The organism is Clostridioides sp. ES-S-0010-02 (assembly GCA_020641055.1).
Lineage (GTDB): Bacteria > Bacillota > Clostridia > Peptostreptococcales > Peptostreptococcaceae > Clostridioides.
This window is the reverse complement of record CP067345.1, coordinates 896,644-922,119: the sequence shown is the minus strand read 5'-3', so window position 1 is coordinate 922,119 and position 25,476 is coordinate 896,644. Positions and strand designations below refer to the sequence as shown.

The following is a 25,476-nucleotide window of genomic DNA, read 5'->3' as shown; positions in this document are numbered from 1 at the left end:
TATTTATGTTTTTTTAAATGAAAAATCCCATATACAATGATATTATATATCTAATGTATACAGGATTTTAGTTTATTTATTTTATAGTAAGTTTTATAGTAAATTTATTTTCCATAATATGAATTTAAATACATTTCTTTTATTTCATTCATAAGAGGATATCTTGGATTCGCACCTGTACATTGGTCATCAAAGGCTTGAATCACCATTTCATCTAGTGAATCTATAAATTTAGATTCCTCAACACCAAATTCTTTTATAGTTTTAGGAATACCAACTTTACTCTTTAAATCTTCAATAGCTATCAATAAACTTTGGAATTTTTCTTCATCAGAATTTCCTTTTAATCCCAAGAATGAAGCTATTTCAGCGTATCTCTTTAATGCCTCTGGATACTTATATTGAGAGAAAGCTCCCATTTTCTTTGGTGCATTAGAAGAATTAAATTTCATAACACCTGTTATTAAAAGAGCATTTGCAACACCATGTGGTACATGATGGAAAGCACCTAACTTGTGAGCCATAGAGTGACAAACACCTAAAAATGCATTTGCAAAAGCCATTCCTGCCATTGTAGAAGCATTTGCCATTTTTTCTCTTGCTTCTGAGTCTTTTGCTCCATTATCGTATGCACGTGGAAGATATTCAAATATGCTCTTAATAGCTTGTAAAGCTAGACCATTTGTATAGTCAGTTGCAAGCATAGATACATATGCTTCTAATGCATGAGTCAAAGCATCAATACCAGAAGCAGAAGTTAATCCTTTTGGCATATTCATCATCATATCCGCATCAACTATAGCCATATTTGGCATCAACTCATAATCAGCTAATGGATATTTAACACCTGTATCTTGGTCAGTTATAACTGCAAATGGAGTTACTTCTGAACCAGTCCCTGCTGATGTTGGTATAGCTACAAAACTAGCTTTTTCACCCATTTTAGGGAACGCATACACTCTTTTTCTTATATCCATAAATCTCATTGCTAGGTCTTGGAAATCTACTTCTGGATGCTCATATAATGTCCACATTATCTTACCTGCATCCATTGCACTTCCTCCACCTATAGATATTATTACATCTGGATTAAACTCTCTCATAGCTTTAGCACCTATCTTAGCACATTCTAAAGTTGGGTCTGGTTCAACTTCAAAGAAAGTAGTATGCTTGATGTTCATTTCATCTAATAAGTCAGTAACTGTCTTAGTATATCCATTATTGTAAAGGAATGTATCTGTTACAATAAAAGCTCTCTTTTTATTCATTACATCTTTAAGTTCTTTTAACGCCACTCCTAAACAACCTTTTTTAAAATAAACTTTTTCTGGTGCTCTAAACCAAAGCATATTTTCTCTCCTCTCAGCTACTGTCTTAATATTAAGTAAGTGCTTAACTCCTACATTTTCAGATACTGAATTTCCTCCCCAAGAACCACATCCTAAAGTAAGAGAAGGAGCTAGTTTAAAATTATATAAATCACCTATACCCCCTTGAGAAGAAGGAGTATTAATTAAAATTCTACAAGTTTTCATAGCTTTAGTAAATTTATCAAGCTTTTCTCTCTGATTTACATCATCAATATATAATGAAGATGTATGACCAAACCCTCCATCTTCTACCAATTTTTCTGCTTTACTAACTGCATCATCAAAGTTGTTTGCTTTATACATTGCAAGTACTGGTGAAAGTTTTTCATGAGCAAAAGCTTCTTCTATTTCAACTGATTCAACCTCACCTATTAAAACTTTAGCATCAACTGGAACTTCAAAACCTGCTAATGTTGCTATTGTGCAAGCTGTTTGACCAACGATTTTAGAGTTTAATCCCCCATTTACTAAAATTACATTTCTTAATTTTTCTGTTTCTTCTTTATTTAATAAGTAAGCACCACGCTCTTTAAATTCTTTTTTAACTTCATTATATATATTTTCCAATACTATAACTGATTGTTCAGAAGCACATATCATACCATTATCGAATGTCTTAGATACAAGAATTGAATTTACAGCAGTTTTTATATCTGCGCTGTCATCAATTATTGCTGGTGTATTACCTGCACCGACTCCAATAGCTGGTTTTCCAGATGAATATGCTGATTTAACCATTCCAGGACCTCCTGTAGCAAGAGTTAAGTCAACTTCCTTCATAACAGTCGTAGTTAATTCCAAAGATGGCTCATCAATCCATCCGATTATACCTTCAGGAGCTCCAGCCAGAACAGCAGCTTCAAGAACTACCTTTGCTGCCTCTATAGTAGAATTTTTTGCTCTTGGATGTGGAGAAAATATTATTCCATTTCTAGTTTTTAGAGCTAAAAGTGATTTAAATATAGCAGTAGAAGTTGGATTAGTTGTAGGTATAACTGCTGCAACAACTCCTATTGGCTCAGCTATTTTAGTCATACCAAAGGCTTCATCTCTCTCTATAACACCACAAGTTTTAGTTTCTTTATATGCATTGTATATATATTCTGATGCATAGTGATTCTTTATAACTTTATCCTCAGCAATTCCCATACCAGTTTCTTTTTGTGCCATTATAGCTAGAGGAACTCTTTGCTTATTAGCTGCTAAAGATGCTGCTAAAAAAATCTTATCTACTTGCTCTTGAGTGTATGTAGCAAAGATTCTTTGAGCTTCTCTAATTTTTGCTAATTTTTTAACTAAATTTTCAACATTATTTACAACGCATGCATTATCTGCCATAGCTTCTTCTCCCCTTTTATTTTCTATTATAGTCTGTTCTTTATTAGCCATTTCAATGCCCTCCTAGAATAGTATAATCTTCTTTTTCTGTTAATTTATTAACAGTATAGCATGTTGTCTTTGCATTTTCAAGTTATTTTTTTAACATTTTATTTTTTGTTTAGTATTATATTATTTATATTAATAATAATATACTTTACAAATATCTAGATTAATTATATATTACTTTATTTTTTATATAAATCGTGAATAAATTCATCTCAATACTTAAGGATAACGTTATTATTTTAACACTTATCTTTTCATTTTTTTAATGAAAAAATCAAAAGATTTTTTTCAAGTATAGTATTGTATAAAAGTTATAAAAAAAAATACATTAAGAAGAAAATAAAGACTTAAAGAGTAAATTAAATACTCTGAGATATACAAACAGTTATAATATGTATTATAATTAGAGATATACACACTGATAATTTTTATATACTGTGAAATAAAATATACTTAATATATTACAAGTTAAAGTCCAGCAAATAAGATTGCTGGACTTTGTTAATATTACTAAATATACATGTATATCAGATTACATCATTAATCTATTGATGTGGACTTTTTATAACAGGTTGTAACTGTTTATTATCAAGAGCAAGCTCTATTGTTGGAATTATTAACTCTGTATGTGCAATCATAGAATTAGGCTTTGCATTACAATTATCTTGACCAAAAGGTACAAAATATATGTTTTTAGAGTTAAGAAGAGTTCCAATGTTTTTGAAATTAAAACTTAGAGCATCATTAGTTGATATTGATACTACAAGTGGTTTATCATTGCGAAGATGACCTTTTGCTGCCATCAATACTGGAGAGTCTGTAATGCCATTTGCTAGCTTAGCAGCAGTATTTCCAGTACAAGGGGCTATTATTATAATATCAGCAATTCCTTTAGGTCCAAATGGTTCTGCTTCTTCAATTGTAACAATAGGTTTATTTCCTGTCAGTTCATATGCTTTTTTCATAAATTCCTCAGAATTTCCAAATCTACAATCTATATTTTGTGATACATCTGAAAATATAGTGTGTACATTTGCTCCTGCTTTTACCAAATTCTCTAACTCTATAAATATTTTATCATAAGTACAAAACGAACCAGTAAATCCTACTCCAATTGTAAGTCCTTCAAGTCTCATCTCTAATCCCTTCTTTCATTTATAATATTTTCTATAGCGTTAACAAGAATTTCACCAGATGTCTTTGGTGAGTATTTACCAGGAAGCCCAAGACAAAGATTTGCATTAATACCTAAATTTTGTGTAACAGAATAATCTAATCCACCAGGAGAAGAAGCTATATCTATAATAGTTACTTCTCTTGATACTTTTTCTAATTTTTCTTTTGTTAAAATACATTCTGGTATGGTATTAAAAATATAATCAAACTTTAAAAGATTTTCATCAAGTTGATTTAAAGAAATACTAGAATACCCAAATGCATTAGCCGTACTCCTTGCATCATTATTTCTTGCTCCAACACATACATTTGCATCTAAAGCATATAATTTTTTAGCAAGTATTTGTGCACACCTTCCAAAGCCTAGTACTAGACAGTTACTTTGGTGCATATTGATTAGACTTCTTTTAATCGCTTCTGCTATAGCTCCTTCAGCTGTAGCAACTGCATTTAAAATAGCAACATCATTCATCTTCATAAAATCATAAACCTGAATAGAGTGTTGCTCACAAAATTTGTAAACTTTAGTTGGTATGTTTCCTCCAAATAGTATTTGATTAGGAGATAAGTTAATTAACAAGTTATCAATAGTAGCATCGAGACAACCATCAGTATTTTCAATACTAAATTGATTTTTTGTAAATGGAATTGGACATAAAATAATGGAACTTTTGGATAGTGCTTCAGCTAGTGAAGTTGCTTTTCCAGCGATTCCATTTATAATTTCATTTGCTATTCCATATATAACTACAGAATATCCTTTATTAATTAGTTTTTTTACCATGTACACTTGTCGCAGGTCTCCGCCTATAACAGTTATATCGTATTGATTTGACATATTGTAAGCCTCCTTTACTATATACAATATGTTTTTATCAATATATTGGTTCACTAAAATTATTAAATATTATACTTCTAACATTTCTAATAGTGCCAATCTATCTATCTTTTCAGAAGATGTATATGGTAATGAATCTAAAAAAATAATTTTTCTTGGAATTTCATTTCTAATTAAATAATTTCTAATCATAATCAATAAATCCTTTTTTGTAATCTTACCTATGGTTGTTACAAATAATGCAATTTGACTTCCCCTTATAGTATCTAAATAAGGTAATGCAACTGCATCTTCAACTTGAGGAATTCTTTTTACTATATTTTCAAGTTTGATAGAACTGACTTTAAATCCACCAATGTTTACAACATCATCACTTCTTCCTTCAAATATCAAATATCCATCATCATCAAAATATCCAATGTCATTGACAGAATAAGGCTCTGATGCATTATATACTGCATATTTGGTATTTACAAAAATTATTCCATCCTTAATATATACATCTATTTTTGGAAATGGTTTACCTACACTTAGTGGTTTCTCAATCAATTCATCATAACACAAATATGTAATGTAGTTTAATTCACTTGCTCCATAATATAAAATGATTTCAGAATCTGGCATATATTTTTTTATTTTTATTGCTGTATCCTCAAACAACAATTGAGAACCTGTAAAAACACTTCTAACCTTAACTATTATCTCACTTAAATATTTAACCAGTAACTGAAGCTTTGTAGGTATAAGATATATATTAGTTATATTATATTGTTTTATTACATTTATCCATGTTTTACAATTTAAACCTGAATTTATTACAACACTACCACCTTCATATAGTACTGACATTATAGAATTTAGATTTCCTGTAAAACTAAGTGTTCCATTGATAAATAAAATAGAGTCCTCAGAAATATGGAAAATTTCATTTTGTATAGGAAAAAATCCAGCCCAGCTTTCATATGTTCTATATAATACTTTTGGTACATTTGTAGAGCCTGAAGATAAAGCTCCCATACAAATCTCTTTATCTAAATAGTTTAAAATATTATTATATTGATATACATTTATACTATAATGTTCTGTAGAAGAATTAGCTACCTTTAATATTCTATTGCAACTACCATTAGATAAATCATTTATATCTATATTCTCATCGGATATAACAATTGAAATATTATTCTTTATTAAAATATCACTTAATACTATTTTAGAAAGATTATAATGACAAATGATAGGAACATTATTTGAATAGTTAACACCTAAAAAACTTACTAATTGGAACTTTATATTTTTAGAATAAATTAAAACAGGAATATTTTCACCTATAGAAATCTGTCTCCCAATCTCCTCACTATCTCTTAATATATTGTCATAAGTATATTTTTCTCCATCTATAATCAAAAAATCTTTATCTTTATAGTTGTTTCTTTTTACTTTTAAAAGTTCATAGTAATTCATAATCTACACCCTTTCAATCAATAAAGCAGAACCCAATCCTCCAGCAGCTGCTATAGAGCAAATTCCATACTTTCCATTAGTCTTTTCAAGTGCTTTTAAAAGATGTAACGCAATAATTGCACCAGAAGCACCATATGGATGACCATATGCTAAAGCCCCTCCAAATATATTATATCTATCAATTAATTCTGGATATTTTCTTTGAAATAAAACATCTATAACTGCAAATGCTTCATTAAATTCAATAGCAGATATGTCCATATAGTTAAGCTTTTCTATATCCAAAAGCCTCTCCATAGCTTTTATAGCAGATGTTGGACTTAATTGTGGCTCTGTTCCTATTGTACAAGAATTGATAACTTTAGCCTTTGGATTCTTTTTTGTATTCTCTAAATATTTTTTAGAACACAGAATAAGAAATGAAGCCCCATCATTAATAAGACATGCATTTGCTGCATTTGTAATACTTCCCTTTCCTAAAATTGAAGGTATCCTATCTAATAATCTTTGGCTCATTTTATCACGTATACCTTCATCATATGTATTGCTATCTATAGGAAATATAATATCTTCAAGAAATTTTTCTTCTCTTGTGTTTTTTGCTCTTCTATGACTTTCTTTCACCCAATAATCTAATTCTGCTTTCTCAATTTTATATAGCTTTGCCACTCTTTCTGCACCTTCAAGCATACTATTCTCACTATTATTATCTGGAGAAAATTGAGCAACTGCATAGCTTGGATTATTAATATTATACCTCCTATCGTTTTTATGATATGTACGCATTGGTTGTAGAGAACTACTCTCAAAACCTCCTGCAATAATTAAATCGCATTGCCCAGATTTAATCTTTGAAAATGCTATATCTAAGCTCATCATAGCAGAAGCACATTGCATATCTACAGTAAAAGCAGGAACTTTACTTTCTATTCCCGCTGTTAAAGTCATTAATCTTGTGATATTTCCTCCTGTACCAACTGCATTTCCACATATAATCTCATCAATCTTATCAATCTCATACTTTTCAATTAGGTGTTTTAAAACCTTTGCTCCTAGTAATTCTGGTTGAACACATTGAAAAATTCCATTTTTTAGACCAATATGACTTCTTAATCCTCCTAGTATAAAAACATCTTCCATACATTATATCCTCTCTTCATCATAGATTTCTTTTTAGTACGTTATTTAATTTAACACCTAAAAAAGATGCAATAATTGCTTTTATTGTATCTCCAATTAAAAATGGTACAACAGCTGCAAAAAGTGCTGCTTCTACCGTCATTTGATTAAAGTAACACATAAATACTGTTCCCATAAAATATATAATAGGCATACCAACAAAAATTGTTATTGGTATATATCTCTTAATATCATTATTTTTACCTTTTAATAAGCTAATAATTAGTGCTGCAAATAAGAATCCAAAATAAAAACCACCTGTTGGACTTAGTAATTTACCAATTCCAGATGCTCCTCCTCCAAATACAGGTATTCCAATTAAACCTATCATTATGTATACACCAACTGTACTAAATGCTTGTCTTGGTGTTAATATTAAAGCTATTAGATTTATCATTATTGTTTGTGCTGTTACTCCTGCTGGTGTAAATGGTAATGGTATATATATGTATGATGATATACATAATAATGCTACACATATTGACATTTTAGTTAAATCTTGAATATTTACTCTATTATTTTTCATTTTCATAATTCCCTTCATATGTCTTATTCAATTTAGTTTATATGTACATATACAAATCTTCTATTAAAGCTTTGTTTTAGTATAAAAGAAAGCTGTTTTTTTGTCAACCTAAAACATTATATAGGTTTACATTCAATTTATAAGTAAACTTGCTTCTAATCCTTTATGTTTTAATGGTTATTTATAAAATTTTACTTATAAACAAATCTATTTGCCCTATACTTGTAAATTATAATATGATATATTTTATATGAGATTTTATTTCATATAATAAATTAACAAGGAAGTGACAATATGAAAACTAATGAAAATCAATTAAACAACATAGATAAAGAACTAGATGAACTTAGTAAAAAAGTTTATCTAGAATCCCCAGATTTTTGGATAAGTATTTCTGATAAGATAGTAGATAAAGTTTTTGATGAAATGTTATTATTTTTTGCAGTAAAATATGATTATTACAATATACTATCTTTTGCAATTGAAAACAATTATATAGATTTAAATATGCCATCAAAAAATAAAGACTATCCAGATATAATGAGTCATTTTTTATACACAGCAAAACAAAAGAAAGATAAAAAGATTTACAATTACCTTTTAAACTTAAATAAAAAATATACCATAGGTGAAAACTCCTCTTTAGATGATTCAAATCGCAATACTGAAAAGGACACTTTTGAAAAAAAAGATGTATATATTCCAAAATATATGTGTCCAAATTGTAATACAAATATTTTTGATACAGGCTATAGAGTGTCAAATGATATAACATATAAATTTTCTTTTCAAGATGCTGAACCGATTGAAGTATCTAATGAGATTTCTTCTATTAAATGTTGTAATTGTGATAAATTAATAGAGAATGTAACTACTGACAAATTGTATAGTATATGTAAAATTCAAAACTGTGATAATTGTGGTTCTAGCTTAACTAAAGTAGGAATTATTGCAAAGAAAAAAATGGAGTTTAATGAGAATACTGAAGAATTTGGGTATGTTTCAACGTCTTATTGTTGTAGCAATTGTGGTTCTGAAATAGATTCTTCTCAACGAGAATATTTTAAGCTTTAATATTTTATATTTTAAAAATAATTTCAAATAAGAATACTATGTTATTAAATATTATTATAGAAATTTTTGTGGACATATTTGGAGATATAATTTAAATGCTTTTTGCATAGACACTTTAATGGTAATTAAAATTGCTATGAAATTAGATATTATTAGACTAATTTCATAGCAATTTTTAGTAATATAATTTTTATTAATTTTGGACAAATTTTATTTTCTATCTCTTTAATGTACCGACCATAACTCTTAAATCAATTGTTATATTAGATATCCCTGACTTTATCAACCTTAAAATCTCTTCTTCATCTAATGTTGATGTTAAAGGAGTCATTTTGACTAAATTCATTAAATTTAACACACTTATATCAGTTTTATAATTGATTCTATTTTCATAAACCACATTTAGATGTTTTTTAAATACAGCTACAATGTTTTTATTGTCATAATCATTATTCTTTATATTTCCATGTATACTTGTCCTTATTTCTTTTAAATAATTTGATTTTGGAACAATCTTTGCTATTATCCCATCATCAGTTAAAACCCTTGTAAATTCCTTATAATTTGCAGGAGAAATTATATTTAATATTTTTATCTTCATATAATTTATTTAAGAAATATCCTTCTCCACATCTAGCATCTAAAATGTGGTTATGCATTACATACTTTATTTCTTCTATTAAATTATCATATACTTTAGAATTATATATTTCATGTCTTGATTCAAATAATTCTTTATCATAAATAGTTTTAGTATTACTATTCAATTTAAACAGCACGAAATTATGGCTACTTATATAAGGTATATTTTTCTATCTTATATAAAATCATGTTATAGGTTTTTGTAAAATAGCCACAACTTGTGCGCTATCCTCTTATTCTAATATAATGCATAAATGCTCTTTTATTCATTACTTTATCCTCACTTTATCCTCCCATATCATTATATTTTTAATATCTCAAGTACATATAATTTATAATTTAAAAAATTATTTTTACAAATATACTAACTGAATAACAAATACATTTATTATTCTTCTAATAGAATATATTAATGTTATTTACTATATTCCATTATGTATTCTTTAAATCCTGAGTCTTCATTTATTTGCTCTTTTATTATATTAAATCCTTTTTTATTATAAAATACAACTGCTTTTTTATTGTCTTTGTATACTGCTAGGTTTAAATTTTTATATTCTTTAGTTGCATAGTCTAAGAGTTTACTTCCTATTCCTAGACTTTGATAGTTTGAGTTTATGAATAAGGCCCCTATAAAGCTTTTTTCTATTATGCTTATAAATCCTTTTATTTTTTCGCCATCATCATATACAAATGTATCTGATATGGGTATATATTCACTTTTGACAGTATTATAGTTATTTTTCCAGTATTCTTTACTTATAAAGTCATGTGCTTTGATTGTGCTTTCTTCCCATATTTCCATGATTTTACTTATGTCTTTATCATTTGATTTTCTTATCATAAATTTTATTTCACCTCATTTTTATATTGATTTTTTGTCATATTTATAGTGCAAGTATATTTTATTTAGATATAACTTAGTTAATATAAAACTTTATATTTAAATGAACTCAATTGGTAATTATCATTATTTTCAACTGATTTAGTTTTTACCTCAAGGTTTATTTTAGATTTTATTGACATAAAAATTTAATACCCTCATAGTATCAATTTTATTATTTTAACTGTCTACTATAAGGGTACTTAATAGTTGTTCTAACTTTTCTTTTTCTGCAAGAACAATTTGGAAAAGTTGTTGTAGATTATCGTATTCATTGTGTCTTAGAGACTCTACAATTATACATACAGATTTAAAAATTCCTGTAAGTCCTAGATTACCAGACACACCCTTTAGGGTATGAGATTGCTCAAAAGCATAGCTGAAATCTCTATTTTCTATTGCCTCACCAAGTTTGTCAAAAGAGGTATCTTCTATAAAAGACAAGAGACAAGTGTAGTATAAGTTCTCGTCATTTACAAATCGTTCCATGACCTTTTCAATATTTACACCATATGTTGAAAGTTTATCTATAAACATACTCATTATCATTATACACTCCTTTATCTAAGTAAGATTATATATATTACTCATCATCTCCAAACCACGATATTATTCTTATCCTTCTTCTTGTATAAACTTAGTTAACTCTCAATTTATTATTTATTCTCACAAGAAAAGAAATTATTTATGGTACTGAATAATTTCTTTGGCTCTACAGGTTTAGCAATATGGGCATTCATTCCTGCTTCCTTTGTTTTCTCTATATCTTCATCAAAAGCATTAGCAGTCATGGCAATTATAGGAATAGTTGCTGCATTTTTCTTACGCATTTGACGAATAGATTTTGCAGCTAAAAGTCCATCCATAACTGGCATACGTATATCCATAAGGATAGCATCATAGTATCCTGCTGGTGCAGAAGCAAATGCCTCAATACCAAGCAATCCGTTTTCTGCAACATCAACTTCTAAATTTTTAGAATTAAGTAATCGTTTGGCTACCTCAATATTTAGCATATGATCTTCTACAAGCAATACTCGTTTACCAGTAAAATCATATACACATTCATTTGGTGGCACAATTTCTTCATCTTTTTTCATATATATTTTTTCAAATGCAGATGAAATAGAATCACGAAATAATGGCTTACTAATCAGCATATTAACTCCTGCACTTTTTGCTTCTTTTTCTATTGAAAGCCAATCATAAGCTGTCATGATGATTATAGTAACATTTTGACCTACAATTTTTCTTAATGCGCGAGTTGTCTCAATCCCATCCATATTAGGCATCTTCCAGTCAACTAATATAATATCATAATATACATCTTTATTCCAAAGTTCTTGCACTCGTTTAATGGCACTCATCCCTGAATCTACATAATCTGCTTTTAAACCCATATCTTCTAAAATTTGCTCTGTATGTCGACAGATGATAATATCATCATCTACAATAAGTGCCTTCATTTTATTAAAGTGAACTTGAGATTTTTTTATGGATTTTTTATGACTCTCTTCGCTCACTCCTAACTTTAGTTCAATTACAAATTCACTACCAACTCCCTCAATACTATTTACACTGATTTCTCCACCCATTAGTTCTACAAGGTGTTTGCAAATAGCAAGACCTAATCCAGTTCCACCATACATGGCTGTAGAACCCATATGCTGTTGTGTAAATGGCTCAAAAATATGATTGATAAAATCTTCACTAATACCTACACCTGTGTCATTAATAATAAATTTCATGTTTGCAAAATCCTTGGTTTGTTTTTCTTGACTTATAATAAACTGTACTTTACCACCTTTTGGTGTAAATTTGATTGCATTACTGATAATATTAACCAATACCTGTTGAAGTTTCATGGCATCACCAATATAGTAATTTTCGGTAAAGCTTGTAACAATAGCATCATAATCAACACCTTTATCTTGTGCCTGCGTATAGCTTATGGCGTTAATACCATTTATAAATTCTTCAAATGGTATTTTTTCTTGTTTTACAGAAAGCTTACCACTTTCAATACGACTCATATCCAGAATATCATTAATCAATGACAGTAGAAAACGTGCTGAAATACCTATCTTAGATAAACAATCAGAAACCTGTTCAGTATCATTGACAACCTGTGCAGCCAATGTAGACATACCAATAATTGCATTCATAGGAGTGCGTATTTCATGGCTCATATGGGATAAAAATTCAGTTTTTGCTTTATTTGCCTGTTTTGCTGCTACCAAAGCATCATGAAGAATTTCTTGATGCTTCTTTTCATTATTTATAATCTCAGTAATGTCACTTTGCGTGTAAAAAAGCGTTTGTGCTTGTTTATCAATATAGGCAAATTTTAATTGTTTTCTTTTCTCTACACCATTTTCAACCTTAATAGTATATTCAATAGTATAAACATTTTTAGTCTCTAGTTCTTTTGTAACAACAGAAAGTAATAGTTTATTTATTATTTCATCATGCTGTTTTCTATCTAAATATTTTGAAAAGTATTCAGAAATAGTACTTTCATAACTTTTTTTCGTGTTCTTGGATAAAACTTTTTTACCATTATCAGCGAATAAAATATAACTAGCATTAATCGCATTGATGTAACCTACAAAATCATAGTTGGTATGTGAAATTAGATCCATAATTTGATGAAATAGTATTTCATTATTAATATCATAACTATATAGAAAACCAACAATATGGTCACTATTTGGTTTTTGAAAGAGTTTAATGGTAGTAGACACCCAACGATATGTATTATCTGGCATTTTACGTTGTACATGGAAATTTTTTTTGGTCTCTCCATTTTTAAAATCTTCAACCAAAATATCTGTCTGCATTGATGATAAAAAATCGTTTTTCTGTTCATCATTAATAAGTAAATCAGACAAGATAGCAACACACTCACTATAGTTTTTTCCAAAATAATTTTCAATTATTTCCTCATATGGTGAATCGACTTCCTCTACCAAACCAGATGTAAGGTCAACACGCATACTTGCAACTATATCTTCAGATATAAGTGCATTTTTGTATGAAATTTCCTCATTATAGCGACTTTCTGCAAGTTTTTTAGTGGTAACATCTTTACCTATGGCGTGGGCATAAACTGGTTTTCCAGTTTCATCAAAAACAGTAGTATAGTCTATATGTTCACACCACCATCCATTAGTATCTAAATTCTTCATCCAAAATTCACCAGAAACAGTTTTGGCTCCATTTCTCATTTTATAGTACATTTCTAAATATTCTTTGATAGAATCGCTACGAATATAGCCCTCTTCAACTAGTGATTCAGGCACATTTTTTACAATGTTGTCATATCCATGCATAAATTTTGATGATTGTGTTTGGAAAATTTCTTTTTTCTCAAAATTGTATGACCAAAACGCTACATCAGAATTTTCAGTTGCAATCCTAAATTTCTCTTCACTCTCACGCAATGCTTGTTCGATCCTTTTTTGTTTGGTAATATCCATTACTACACCATTCATAAGAGTTACTCCATCTTTATTATCAAATACACCACTACAAAGAATATATCGAATATTTCCATTGCCAGTTATAACACGCATGTCCCACTCCACGTAATCTTTCCCAGAGTTTAATGCAGTGTGAATAATCTCATGCACTATAGGTAAGTCATAAGGATGAACATATTCTGAACAATGATTGTGAATACGTTCTAGCATGCTCTCTTTTGTATATTCATGTATTTTATAGTACTTATCATTTCCATAAAGTAGTGTGAAATTTTCATCTACTACTACAGTGAAAACACCACCAAGATCTGTAGTACGATAAAGATCTATTTGCTTACGTAGATCTGTTTCAATTTCGGTTAACTGTAATATCTTCTCCTCCATTTGTTTTTGCTTTGTGATATCAGTAATGTAGCCATCAAATACTTTCTCATAATTTCGAATATTAAAACGTCCACTTACAAGTGTATGCTTAATTTTTCCATCACCAGTCAAAATACGCATTTCCCATTCAGCTGTTTTACTATTCGCTTTCTTTGCCTTAAAAAGAGCCTCTTGCACATTTTTAAGGTCTTCTGGATGAATAAAAATGGTACAGCTTTTATTTAGTAATTTTTCCTTCTGATATCCATGTAGCTGAAAGTACAGGTCATTTCCATATAATAAAGTAAACTTATCATCCATTTTGACAGTATAAACTCCACCCAAGCTTGATGAACGATATAGTTCAAGTTGATATTGACTATCATCTATTAAGTTATTTTTTTCCTCTTCTATATTCATACCATTTTATCTCCTTAGACAATTCTTTAAACAAATCTATTATATCTGATTTCTCAAATTGAAATTCATATACCAAGCTTATATTTCTCTTTTATAATTTTTATTCTTTGGTATATTCATAAGTGTGATAATAGTTCTAATTTCCTCATAAAAATCAAACCTTTGATTAAGATATTCACAATATCACAGTTGCAATATTGATAGCAAAATAATTGGTAACATTTTTGACCTATAAAACTCTCTTTATCTTTTCCAATCAGTTTACACGCTGTTTCATTGATATAAATGACTTTATTGTTTATAGCATCACAAGCAAATATAACATCTAAAACATTGTCAGCAAGTATTTGCTCTTGTTTTCAAGAGAAGAAGGTGTTGGCAATTTCATACCTTGACTAAATATTTCAAATTTGCTTTTACCATGTCGCTTTGCTAATAGAAGTGCAATATCTGCATTTTTATAAAGTTCTTTACGATTAATACCATAATCAGGAGTAAGGCAAACGCCTGCCGAACAAGAAATAGTGATATTATTGACATCTAAATTATTAGGTTTACATATGTGAATCATCTTTTCCTGCAATTGCAAAAATGGAATGGTATAGGGAATAAACAAGGAAAATTCATCGCCACCAATGCGTCCAATGATATCTGTTTCTGGAAAAATATGTTTTATCATTTCAGCAACCATGTATAATACCTTATCGCCAACTACATGTCCATAGGTATCATTAATAGACTTGAAATTGTCTATATCTAATATTACAAAAATACCACTTGGATTGTAATTATTATGAAAAAAATTATCAATTCGTACTTCATATTCAGCACGGTTTAATAGACCTGTCAACGCATCATGTTCAGCACGTTTTCTCATTTCTATAATAGTTGAGTTAACTTCTTTTTCATATTCAAATTTTTTCATTTTAGCAAATGCAATAGCATTTTGAATACGTAGATTTAACTGTAGTAAATCATATGGCCTTTCAACATAGTCATATATATCCATGTTTAGGATTTTATTTTTTTTATCATATATCTTATCATACAATACGATTACTGTAACATTGATTTTCTTGCAGACATCAAGTATTTGCAACATTTGCTTAGGCCTGATATATTTAGAAATACTTACTATAAGAACTGAAATTTTTTCTTCTAATTCGATAATAAAGTCTATGGCATCAGATGCTCTATGTACATGTTCTACAAAAAATTGATATTTATAATCTTTTTTAAGCCTTGAAAAATCAACAGAATCAGGATCTAAAACAAGCATAATATTTTTTTTATCTTTAAAATTCTTAACAAAATGTTGACATTCTTTTTTATTTTTATTCACTACTTGTATATGAGATTTTAATAAATGTTGTTCAAACTGTTCCTGTGGCAGTGGCTTTGAGTAATAATACCCTTGTGCATACTCACAGTTCAATGCTTTTAAAAGCTGTACTTGAACTTCAGTTTCTACACCTTCTGCTATAACCTTTAAATCCATCCATTTTGCAAGACTTATAATAAAACTTAAAATACTTCTGTCATTATTTTTCTTTTCTTCTCTTTTAATAAATCGCATATCTAGTTTTAAAACATCAATTGGAAGCTCAGAGAGCATATTAAGTGAGGAATAACCTGTTCCAAAATCATCCATCTCAATAATAAATCCTATCTTTTTCAGTTTTAATACTACTTCAATCAGTTGTTCTGGATTTTCAGTATAAGCAGTTTCTGTGATTTCCAAATGTAGATTTTTGGGACTAAGCTTATATTTTTGAATCATAGAAATCAAAATTTCTACTATACTAGGATTATAAATGTCAGCACGAGATACATTAATGGAAATTGGAATTGAAGTGTATCCCCGATCTATCCATGCTCTTATCTTTTGACAACATTGATCCCATACATAAATATCAAGATCAGTAATAAATCCATTTTTTTCGAAAATGGGAATAAAATTACTAGGAAGCATAAAACCTTTGGTAGGATGAATCCAGCGAACTAATGCCTCAGCTCCTACAATTTCTTGTGTCTTTAAATCATATTTAGGCTGAAAATATACCTTGAATTGATTTTCTATCAAAGCATTTTTCATATCTGAAACAATCATTTGTTCATCTAAAAGTTTTTGTCTGATATTATCATCATAATAAGCAAAATAAGTATCGTATTTACCTTTTATAGATTCTTTTGCTAGGTTAGCTCTGTCACACATAATATTGATAGGAGTAGATCTATCTTCAATACAGTAAATTCCATAACGTAAAATTAAATTTATTTTTATTGTATCAGAAAAACCATTAATCATTTCAGTTATATTTTTAAAATATTCATTTTGATATTCTTCACAATGAGGAACTAAACAAATAAATTCGTCTGCTGCTATACGTCCACAAATACCATATTCATTGACAATACTAATGAGCGTCTTTCCAACATGCTTTAACAGATCATCACCGACTTTAATACCATACATATCATTAACCAGCTTGAATCGTTCAATATCTAAACAAATGAGATCGTATTGTTTTTGTGGATTGCTTTGAAGTGTTTCTGCAACACACATATAAAAATATTCTTTGCTAAATGTGCTAGTCAACGAATCGTTTTGTACTAAGTTTATAAATGCAGATGTTTCTCTAAGATATATTGTGTTAGAGACACGCTGCTTGATAATCTCTGGTTTATATGGCTTAATGATATAATCATTTGCACCTAAAGATAAGGCTTTAATCTCAGCATCTTCACTATTTTGACCACTTGTTACAATAGTAGGAATTTTAGACAAAAAAATGTCCTCATGCATTCGTTTAAGTAACTCATAACCATTTAAAACAGGCATAATAATATCAAGCAAAACTACAGATATATTTTCATGATTTTGATGCAGAATAGATAATGCAACTTCTCCATTTTCTGCTTCAATTATGTTGTATTGGCTACTCAAAATTTTATTGAGTATTTGTCGATTGACCTTATTATCATCAACAATAAGGATATTTTTAAGAGCAGGTATAATAATATTTTCTCCATTTAAACATGGATTCAAATTTTTCATACTATATATCTCCTTTTAGTATTGTTTTTTAAAAATGTCATATCAACATAAAATAATGTTAAATTCTTTTGATTGCATCTTTTCTTTTTTCTTATTCGTATATGTCCTTATATGCGACAGGATTACTTATAAAAAAACACCATATCACCATCATACAGTGTTAGCCTTTTAAATATAAAGTTATAACTTTGATAAATGAATCTATTAATCTATCAGGGCTTACTTCATTTTTTATTTCTTTATTGTTATATAAAAAAGCTATTCTTTGCAACAAACCCTTATATGTTGTTGATAGAACATCAATAGCAGCAATTTTATCTATATCACTTCTAATAGATGAATCATTTAAAGCAAGATCAAGAGATTTAGACAATGCAATATCCACATATCCAGAACCTCCCATGTAATTTCTAAATATTTCTAGATTTAAATTATTTTTAGAAAAATACACTTCTAACTCAGTAAGGTTGATTGTAACTTCAAAATGCTTTTTAACATGTTCTGCTCTTATTTTTAGGATTTCTATTATTTGTTCAAAGCCTGTTTTAGATAAAAATTCTTTACTCTCAAAAGAATTTTTAATTTCAATATATGATTGATTTAGCAATAAGGCCATAGCCTGCATCACCAAATTATTTTTGTTACCAAAGTATCTTTGGAGAGAACGAGTTGTAAGACCAACTTTTTTTGCGACCATTGTAACTGTAGTTGCTTCCAGACCATGAATTTTAAAGCATTCAATAGCACAATTTAATACTTTTTTTATATTTTCCTCACGGATTTCTTCATTAGCCATTAAAACCCTCCTTTCCAACAATATGCATAAATATAACTATACTTAACTCATGATATTGTAAATTTCTATAAAAGTCAATAATTTACTAAAATTTACTATTATTAAATTTTAGTAAGTAAAAAATTTTGGATGAATGTTGTATAAGCAAATTAAATTTATTCTGTGATAACTCCTTTTTACTTGTATTAACAAGTATATTTTTAATTACTTTACATAAAGTCTCTATTATAAACAAAAACATACTTAACAAATAGAGCTAAAAATATTATTAATGTTGTAGTGTTGGTTGCTTATTATACTGAACTTAAGCAAACTATATATTATATGCTGGTTTCAGTTGTTTATCTTTACTATCCATGATTTTTATAAATATCATTATTATACTTTAGTTGTGAATTTATCATATCTAGAATTGAAACTTCATTATCTAATAATCTAACTTTTTATTTGCCTTTCACTTACTTCCAACTCTTCTGCTAACTCTTTGCATTTCATTTTACCTCTACTTTGAATTAATATCATCATTCTCAATGCATTAGCTAATTTACTAATAAATAACACCCCCTAATAACATTAATTAATATTTTATATTATTTATTTCTACAGATATGTGCATATAACCTCTTTATACTTTATATAAGTAGAATATTTTTATAATTTTGACATTTATTATGTCATATTCGTATAGAATCTTAATAATTAATACAATAAAAAATATTACTGAAAAAATAAACATTTATAATTTCAGTAATATTAATTAATTTTAAACCTTTTTGTTATTAGTTAATTATATCCATTAAAAATTGACTAAATTTAATCTTATCTCTTTTAAATAACTATTTCTTACAAGTAAGAAATACACTATTTGAACTATAAACAAGCTTCCCATTACTAAAATCGCAGATGACGCAACCTCTATATCAAATGAATTTTTCAGTGCAGTAAGTGCAAATATCGAATGTATAACAGCTACTACATAAGGTAACAAAAACACAATCCCAATCTCAATGGTTGAAGCTCTCTTAATCTCCTTATATGTCATCCCCAATTTATTTAACTGTTCATACTTTTTCTTGTCAACTTGACAATCCATATAAAACTTATTATATAAGAAACTGCTTGTAGTAACAAAGAAAATTAAACCTATAAATATTGCTAAAAACATAAATGTAGAATATGTTAGTTTACCAGTTTCTATCATTAATTCTTTGGAGAAAAACAAATATGGTTGCATTCCAGACTCATTATCAAATTTATCTTCGAATTGTTTACATACATCTATAGTTTCACTTGAATCTTTTACTTCAAATGCTGAGAATCTATCTACTATAAATTTTGATTTTATACTATCATAAAAATTATCCTTTACCACATACATATTTTTATAATATGCTGGCATAACACATTCATCTACCTGTTTTGCCACTCTTAAGCTTATATTCCCTATAATGACATTTTCTTTTCCCTTTTTATTACCAGGTAGTCCTGATGAAAATAATGATATACATTCATTATCTTCAAAATTTATAGGCTTAACCCCTATACTCTTCGTAATTTCTAAGTACTTGGATTCTTTAATTATTCTTACATTAAAATCACTTTTCTTAGGAAATACAGTTTTAAACTCACCATTAACTCTTTCATAATCTATACCTTCTTTTTTTAACTTACTTTCTATAAAACTCATTCTTTCCTTATCTTTCTCTTTACTATCAGGTTTATTAGTGTCATTATGCAGAGTCATTGTTGAATAATATATTGTGTTAGGGTATATTAAATTAATTTGACGTTTTACATCTTTCCAAAATGAGTAAACTGTACCTATAGCAGTGAATGCCACTGCAGAAGTTATAGTTATCAAAAAGAATATCCTAGCATTATCCTTTACCTTATAAATTAAATTTGAAATCCAAAGCATATTTGTATTTCTTCTATAAAAACTTTTCTTCATCTTCAATTTTTTTATAAAGTACACACTAAATTGAGAAAAGAATAAATAAGTTGCTACTATAGTAAGAGATGTAACTGGAACTAATCGTAAATAAGTTGTATACTGGTCAGTTGATGTAACAGCACTATAATATGCTATTACAAACAGGCAAATACTTAATATAGCAAGTATTAGTGATGTTTTAGGCTCTGGTTTTGGAGTTTTTGTACCTTTAAGTAACCTCAATACTTGATTTTCTTTAATTATAAAAGAAGTAAATATAGATGTTAATATAGCTAAAACCATAAAATAAATTAAAGTGGAAAACATTGCATTTAATGGTATATAAAAGTTTAGAGGTGATAATTCTAAAAAGGTAGACATAACTACTAAAAATACCTTTGAAAAAATTAAACCTACTATTATTCCAATTACAGAAGATACTATATTTATTACTATATTTTCTATAAGAACCAATTTCATTACTTGTCGTTTTGATATACCTGTAATATAGAGTATTCCAAACTCTTTATATCTACTTTTAAGAAAAACACTCACTGAATAAAATACAAAGAAGAATAAAAACAAATATGCAATTATTTTACTCATCTTAAGCCCTTCTTTTAAATAGTCAGGAAATTGAGATATATCTAAATCTGGATGACCTGTAAACATAATAAAAGAAAAAAGTAGTGACGAGGATATAACAATACTTGTTAAATATCCTAGATATGCTTTAATATTTCTTGAAATATTATTAATGGCAAATTGTTTTATGTTCATTAATTATCTCCTCCCAATAATGTAAGCACATCCATTACTTCTTGATAAAATTGTTCTCTACTATTTTCCTTATATATTTCATTGTATATAGCTCCATCCTTTATAAATAAAATACGATTACAATAGCTTGCTGCTAATGGGTCATGAGTTACCATCATAGTAGTGACTTTATTGTCTTTATTTATCTTTTGAAATAGTTCCATTACAGTCTTGGATGACTTTGAATCTAAATTACCTGTTGGCTCATCTGCCAAGAGTATTGATGGTTTATTGATTAAGGCCCTAGCAATAGCAGTTCTCTGAGCTTGACCGCCAGACACTTCAAAAGTTCTTTTATTTAATAAATCTTCTATACCTAAAATTTTAGATACTTCATTTAGCTTCTCATCTTGCGCTTTTACACTTACCTTATCCAATGTCAATGGCAATACTATATTTTCGCCAATAGTTAAAGTATCCAATAGATTAAAATCTTGAAATACAAACCCCAATTCTCTTCGTCTAAATAATGCAAGTTCTTCACCTTTTAGTGATAATGGATTTTTACCTTTTAATTCTATTTTTCCTGTAGTTGGCTTATCTATAGTAGAAATCATATTTAAAAGAGTGGTCTTTCCACTTCCAGATGGTCCCATAATTCCTACAAATTCTCCATCATCTATACTAAAACTTATATTGTTTAATGCATTAAAAATCATTTTTTTACCATATACCTTGCTCAAATTACTCACAATTAAAGTTTTCATTATTTATAGCTCCTTTATAAGTTATAAAATGACATGCAGTATATATTAAATACTACTCATATTAATTAAAGAAATTTTATATAAAGACTGAATTTATTTTAGTTTATATACTAATTATGTTAGTAAAAGCTAATACAGCAAGTACTATACCTGCCACTATTCTATATACAGCAAATACTCTCATTGGTTTTTTCTTTAAAAAATTTACGAACTTTTCCATAACTACTATAGACACAAGAAAAGCTACTATAAACCCAACAATTAAAGCAATCCATAAAGTTGGTGTCATTATTGAATAATCAAATTCAAATAAATCTAGTCCTGAAGAAGCTACCATTGCTGGTATAGCTAAGAAAAAAGAAAATTCCGCTGCTGTAGGAGAATTAAGCCCTGCTATCCATCCACCCATAATAGTGGATGCACTTCTTGACATTCCCGGCCACGCAGATAAAACTTGTAATACACCAATCTTCAAAGCTTGTGCCGGAGTAATTTTATCTATATTATCTGTTGAGTGCTTCTTTTTTCTGAATAGAGTTTCTACAACTAATAATAAAATTCCTCCAACTATAAACCCTACAATTACAGATTGTAAATTAAACAATGCTTTTATGTTATCATAAAATATAACTCCCACAATTCCAAATGGTATGCAACCTACAATAACATTTATTCCAAACTTAAATCCAGTTTTTCCTTCCTTTCCTCCAGTAAATATGAATTTAAAAAACTCTATAACACTATTCTTTATTTTTTTCCAATAAAGTACTACTACTGCTAGGATAGCTCCAAGTTGTATTACAACTTCAAACATTTCAGCAAATTGACCTTTAAAATCTATCAAACTTCCCACCAAAATCATATGACCTGTAGATGATACTGGAATAAATTCTGTAAGTCCCTCCACTATAGCTATTATTATTGATTTTAATATAAAAATGATATCCAAACTCATTGATAAACACCCTTTCTTTACTATATAATCTTCTTAAAATTTCTTTTCTTATGTCATTTCTTATACTAATTTTAATTGACATTAGAAAGTTTCACTATCTACAAACATTACACAAACATTACATCTATGTAATGTTTGCAAAAAATAAACTATTTTAAAATTAGATTGTATAATTATAAATCTCATTAAAATATATGGACATATTAATTTTAACAAGATATTTAAATTATAAATACAATATTAATCCATCTTAAAATAGCCTCTTATTAGTTTATATTATCTTTACTGAATATTATTGAAACTTCAGTTCCTTTCCCAACTTCTGATTTTATATTGACCATATGACCTAAGTTGTCACATACTTTTTTTACTAAATAGAGTCCCATACCTGTGGATTCTCCAAATTTACGTCCATTTTCTCCTGTAAAAAATGGGTCAAATACTCTTTTTATATCTTTAGATACAATTCCAACACCTTTGTCTATTATACTTAAAATTATAGACTTATTATTTTCTTCAGATTTTATAATTAAATCTTTACTGTAATCTTTGGAATATTTAACTCCATTTGTAATTAACTGATTTATTATAAATTTCATCCATTTTATATCTGTATAAATATAAATAGATTTATCTATATGTATTTTAGGAATTATACCATTCTTTATGAATAATCTCTTTTCCTCATTTATAGTATCTACTATGATATCATTCAAATTAGCTTTTTCAACCACAAAATCTTTCTGAAATTCATCCACTCTTGCGAAATACATGGCCATGTTTAAGCCTTTATTAAGTCTATCTATCTCTTTTTTTATATTTTCAGTAACTTCTTCACCTTCATATTCCTGAAGTTGAAGACTTATAACTGATATTGGAGTTTTCATTTGATGAATCCATTGGTTGATAAAAGTTAAGTGTTCACTATGTATTTTTTTATGTTCTTGAATCATTGATTGATATAATCTATGTTGTTGTTTTAAAATAACTGATATGTTTTCTCCGAAAAAAGAGTTCCCTAAATATAAAAAGGATTCATCTAAAGAGCTTATACCTTTTGTAAATATAGTATATACTTCTCTGTTTTTATAATATTTATATACCAAAAAACATAATAATATAAAAGTACTAAACAATAAGATATACAAAGCTTCTTCTACACTAATAAATTTCATAAGACTACAATAAATAATTGTCATAGATATTCCTAAATAATATATAAAAATATAGCCTTTACAATCTTTAAATAATAATTTCATATTTTCTCCTTACCAATTTTTATTTAATTTATATCCTACTCCTCGTACAGTTTGAACAGCATCATTTATACCTAACTCCTCAAATCTTTTTCTTATTCTGCTAACATTTACATTTAGAGTATTTTCCTCTACAAACTCAATATCATCCCATATCTTTTCTAATAGATAATCTCTACTTACTACTTTAGGGTATTTTTTTATAAGACACTCAAGTAATATTCCTTCTTTTTTGGTGATAACCAAAGTCTTATCCTCTAACTCTATCTCTAACCTTTCTGGATAAAATTTTAATCCATCTAGTTCTAATATTCTCTCATCTATTTTAGGCGAATATTCACCATATACCCTTCTTATCTGACTTTTTATCTTTGCCATTACTACATCATAATAAAAAGGCTTTGTTATATAGTCATCAGCTCCACTTTCTAAAGCTCTAATCTGGTCTAAATTACTATCTCTAGCTGATACAAAAATTATAGGAATATTTGACTGTTGTCTAATACATCTACACCAATAGAATCCATCAAATTTTGGTAAATTTACATCTAAAAGCACTAAGTCTGGCTTGAAATTTACAAATGTAGTAATTATATTATCAAAGTTTTCTTCAACCATTACTTCAAATCCATATTTCTCTATATAATCTTTAAGTAATGTACTTATTGATATATCATCTTCTACAATATATATTTTATGACTCATATAATTCCTCCATATTTTAGTTTTCTTATTTACCATATATTCATATAACTTTCACATATGGCTTTATGTATAGTATAGATACCTACTCAGATATCTATCAATTTATTAAATTTCAAAATACAATATATTAATATTTATTAACGAATATTGGTAATATTTATACTTATAATTTTCTAATTTTTTGTTTGATATACACTTATTTACATAATATTATATATTACATTTATACCTGTATACTATCTATATTAAGCATGATATCTTTGTATCTATATATAATAAAATATTATTGTTAACTTTATTAATATAATTGTATTATAAAATACCTTATATAAAATACTATAAAAATATCTTCTTCTATCTGTAAATAAATATATTATATATTTAAAAACACTCTAATAATTTAAAATTAAAACATATCTCTTCGCTATATAAACATACCATTAGCAT

General features: G+C 27.8%; 20 protein-coding genes and 1 pseudogene. 1 reads left to right on the top strand and 20 read right to left on the bottom strand.

What is annotated here, in order from left to right; all coding sequences use genetic code 11:
• Nucleotides 1-104: 104 nt before the first annotated feature.
• From adhE to JJC01_04555, 6 genes are all read right to left on the bottom strand, one after another.
• On the bottom strand, nt 105-2,708 hold the full coding sequence (adhE, locus tag JJC01_04580) for a bifunctional acetaldehyde-CoA/alcohol dehydrogenase (GenBank protein ID UDN60124.1): 2,604 nt from the start codon (nt 2,706-2,708) through the stop codon (nt 105-107).
• A gap of 593 nt (nt 2,709-3,301) precedes the next feature.
• On the bottom strand, nt 3,302-3,892 hold the full coding sequence (locus tag JJC01_04575; protein UDN59140.1) for a dipicolinate synthase subunit B: 591 nt from the start codon (nt 3,890-3,892) through the stop codon (nt 3,302-3,304).
• 2 nt (nt 3,893-3,894) lie between these two features.
• Nucleotides 3,895-4,770, bottom strand: a complete 876-nt coding sequence (gene dpsA / locus JJC01_04570) for a dipicolinate synthase subunit DpsA (protein UDN59139.1) — start codon at nt 4,768-4,770, stop codon at nt 3,895-3,897.
• Nucleotides 4,771-4,839: 69 nt separating this feature from the next.
• Nucleotides 4,840-6,231: an AMP-binding protein gene (locus JJC01_04565; protein ID UDN59138.1), complete on the bottom strand. Its 1,392-nt coding sequence runs from the start codon at nt 6,229-6,231 to the stop codon at nt 4,840-4,842.
• A gap of 3 nt (nt 6,232-6,234) precedes the next feature.
• Complete coding sequence (locus JJC01_04560) at nt 6,235-7,371, bottom strand: acetyl-CoA C-acyltransferase (GenBank protein ID UDN59137.1); 1,137 nt, start codon at nt 7,369-7,371, stop codon at nt 6,235-6,237.
• A 19-nt stretch (nt 7,372-7,390) separates the two neighbouring features.
• The gene (locus JJC01_04555) at nt 7,391-7,936 is read right to left on the bottom strand and encodes a biotin transporter BioY (protein ID UDN59136.1); all 546 of its coding nucleotides are present in this window, start codon (nt 7,934-7,936) and stop codon (nt 7,391-7,393) included.
• Nucleotides 7,937-8,230: 294 nt separating this feature from the next.
• Between JJC01_04555 and JJC01_04550 the strand changes: the two genes are divergently transcribed.
• Nucleotides 8,231-9,010 (top strand): hypothetical protein, encoded by a 780-nt coding sequence (locus JJC01_04550; protein UDN59135.1) that lies wholly within the window; start codon nt 8,231-8,233, stop codon nt 9,008-9,010.
• Between the two features lie 217 nt (nt 9,011-9,227).
• On the opposite strand, the gene JJC01_04545 is transcribed toward JJC01_04550, so the two are convergent.
• The 14 genes and pseudogenes from JJC01_04545 to JJC01_04480 form a co-directional block, all read right to left on the bottom strand.
• Nucleotides 9,228-9,611, bottom strand: coding sequence for a hypothetical protein (locus tag JJC01_04545; GenBank protein ID UDN59134.1), 384 nt, complete (start codon nt 9,609-9,611; stop codon nt 9,228-9,230).
• A complete protein-coding gene (locus tag JJC01_04540) occupies nt 9,568-9,789 on the bottom strand; it encodes a hypothetical protein (GenBank protein UDN59133.1) in 222 nt (73 codons plus the stop codon). Before JJC01_04540 ends, JJC01_04545 begins: the two co-directional genes overlap by 44 nt.
• A gap of 278 nt (nt 9,790-10,067) precedes the next feature.
• Nucleotides 10,068-10,496, bottom strand: coding sequence for an N-acetyltransferase (locus tag JJC01_04535; protein ID UDN59132.1), 429 nt, complete (start codon nt 10,494-10,496; stop codon nt 10,068-10,070).
• A gap of 219 nt (nt 10,497-10,715) precedes the next feature.
• Nucleotides 10,716-11,084 (bottom strand): Hpt domain-containing protein, encoded by a 369-nt coding sequence (locus JJC01_04530; protein ID UDN59131.1) that lies wholly within the window; start codon nt 11,082-11,084, stop codon nt 10,716-10,718.
• A 107-nt stretch (nt 11,085-11,191) separates the two neighbouring features.
• Nucleotides 11,192-14,800, bottom strand: coding sequence for a response regulator (locus tag JJC01_04525; protein UDN59130.1), 3,609 nt, complete (start codon nt 14,798-14,800; stop codon nt 11,192-11,194).
• Between the two features lie 116 nt (nt 14,801-14,916).
• A complete protein-coding gene (locus tag JJC01_04520; GenBank protein UDN60123.1) occupies nt 14,917-15,147 on the bottom strand; it encodes a PAS domain-containing protein in 231 nt (76 codons plus the stop codon).
• Nucleotides 15,126-17,858, bottom strand: coding sequence for an EAL domain-containing protein (locus JJC01_04515; GenBank protein ID UDN59129.1), 2,733 nt, complete (start codon nt 17,856-17,858; stop codon nt 15,126-15,128). The genes JJC01_04520 and JJC01_04515 overlap by 22 nt, the downstream gene beginning before the upstream one ends.
• A gap of 160 nt (nt 17,859-18,018) precedes the next feature.
• Nucleotides 18,019-18,654: a TetR/AcrR family transcriptional regulator gene (locus JJC01_04510; GenBank protein UDN59128.1), complete on the bottom strand. Its 636-nt coding sequence runs from the start codon at nt 18,652-18,654 to the stop codon at nt 18,019-18,021.
• A 359-nt stretch (nt 18,655-19,013) separates the two neighbouring features.
• Nucleotides 19,014-19,179 (bottom strand): annotated as a pseudogene (locus tag JJC01_04505) (HTH domain-containing protein).
• Nucleotides 19,180-19,450: 271 nt separating this feature from the next.
• On the bottom strand, nt 19,451-21,367 hold the full coding sequence (locus tag JJC01_04500; GenBank protein UDN59127.1) for an ABC transporter permease: 1,917 nt from the start codon (nt 21,365-21,367) through the stop codon (nt 19,451-19,453).
• Nucleotides 21,367-22,113, bottom strand: coding sequence for an ABC transporter ATP-binding protein (locus tag JJC01_04495; protein UDN59126.1), 747 nt, complete (start codon nt 22,111-22,113; stop codon nt 21,367-21,369). The genes JJC01_04500 and JJC01_04495 overlap by 1 nt, the downstream gene beginning before the upstream one ends.
• A 103-nt stretch (nt 22,114-22,216) precedes the next feature.
• Entirely contained in the window at nt 22,217-23,068 is an 852-nt protein-coding gene (locus JJC01_04490) for an undecaprenyl-diphosphate phosphatase (GenBank protein UDN59125.1), read from the bottom strand.
• A 266-nt stretch (nt 23,069-23,334) separates the two neighbouring features.
• On the bottom strand, nt 23,335-24,327 hold the full coding sequence (locus JJC01_04485; GenBank protein UDN59124.1) for a sensor histidine kinase: 993 nt from the start codon (nt 24,325-24,327) through the stop codon (nt 23,335-23,337).
• A 9-nt stretch (nt 24,328-24,336) separates the two neighbouring features.
• Nucleotides 24,337-25,029: a response regulator transcription factor gene (locus tag JJC01_04480; protein ID UDN59123.1), complete on the bottom strand. Its 693-nt coding sequence runs from the start codon at nt 25,027-25,029 to the stop codon at nt 24,337-24,339.
• Nucleotides 25,030-25,476 lie beyond the last annotated feature (447 nt).

Excerpts from the sequence above, each read along its gene's own strand:
- JJC01_04510 (UDN59128.1), bottom strand. The coding sequence starts at position 18,654 with ATGGCTAATGAAGAAATCCGTGAGGAAAATATAAAAAAAGTATTAAAT.
- JJC01_04560 (UDN59137.1), bottom strand. The coding sequence starts at position 7,371 with ATGGAAGATGTTTTTATACTAGGAGGATTAAGAAGTCATATTGGTCTA.
- adhE (UDN60124.1), bottom strand. The coding sequence starts at position 2,708 with ATGGCAGATAATGCATGCGTTGTAAATAATGTTGAAAATTTAGTTAAA.
- JJC01_04535 (UDN59132.1), bottom strand. The coding sequence starts at position 10,496 with ATGATAAGAAAATCAAATGATAAAGACATAAGTAAAATCATGGAAATA.
- JJC01_04575 (UDN59140.1), bottom strand. The coding sequence starts at position 3,892 with ATGAGACTTGAAGGACTTACAATTGGAGTAGGATTTACTGGTTCGTTT.
- JJC01_04515 (UDN59129.1), bottom strand. The coding sequence starts at position 17,858 with ATGAAAAATTTGAATCCATGTTTAAATGGAGAAAATATTATTATACCT.
- JJC01_04530 (UDN59131.1), bottom strand. The coding sequence starts at position 11,084 with ATGATAATGAGTATGTTTATAGATAAACTTTCAACATATGGTGTAAAT.
- JJC01_04550 (UDN59135.1), top strand. The coding sequence starts at position 8,231 with ATGAAAACTAATGAAAATCAATTAAACAACATAGATAAAGAACTAGAT.
- JJC01_04565 (UDN59138.1), bottom strand. The coding sequence starts at position 6,231 with ATGAATTACTATGAACTTTTAAAAGTAAAAAGAAACAACTATAAAGAT.
- JJC01_04490 (UDN59125.1), bottom strand. The coding sequence starts at position 23,068 with ATGAGTTTGGATATCATTTTTATATTAAAATCAATAATAATAGCTATA.
- JJC01_04525 (UDN59130.1), bottom strand. The coding sequence starts at position 14,800 with ATGAATATAGAAGAGGAAAAAAATAACTTAATAGATGATAGTCAATAT.
- JJC01_04500 (UDN59127.1), bottom strand. The coding sequence starts at position 21,367 with ATGAACATAAAACAATTTGCCATTAATAATATTTCAAGAAATATTAAA.
- dpsA (UDN59139.1), bottom strand. The coding sequence starts at position 4,770 with ATGTCAAATCAATACGATATAACTGTTATAGGCGGAGACCTGCGACAA.
- JJC01_04545 (UDN59134.1), bottom strand. The coding sequence starts at position 9,611 with ATGAAGATAAAAATATTAAATATAATTTCTCCTGCAAATTATAAGGAA.
- JJC01_04495 (UDN59126.1), bottom strand. The coding sequence starts at position 22,113 with ATGAAAACTTTAATTGTGAGTAATTTGAGCAAGGTATATGGTAAAAAA.
- JJC01_04480 (UDN59123.1), bottom strand. The coding sequence starts at position 25,029 with ATGAGTCATAAAATATATATTGTAGAAGATGATATATCAATAAGTACA.
- JJC01_04555 (UDN59136.1), bottom strand. The coding sequence starts at position 7,936 with ATGAAAAATAATAGAGTAAATATTCAAGATTTAACTAAAATGTCAATA.
- JJC01_04485 (UDN59124.1), bottom strand. The coding sequence starts at position 24,327 with ATGAAATTATTATTTAAAGATTGTAAAGGCTATATTTTTATATATTAT.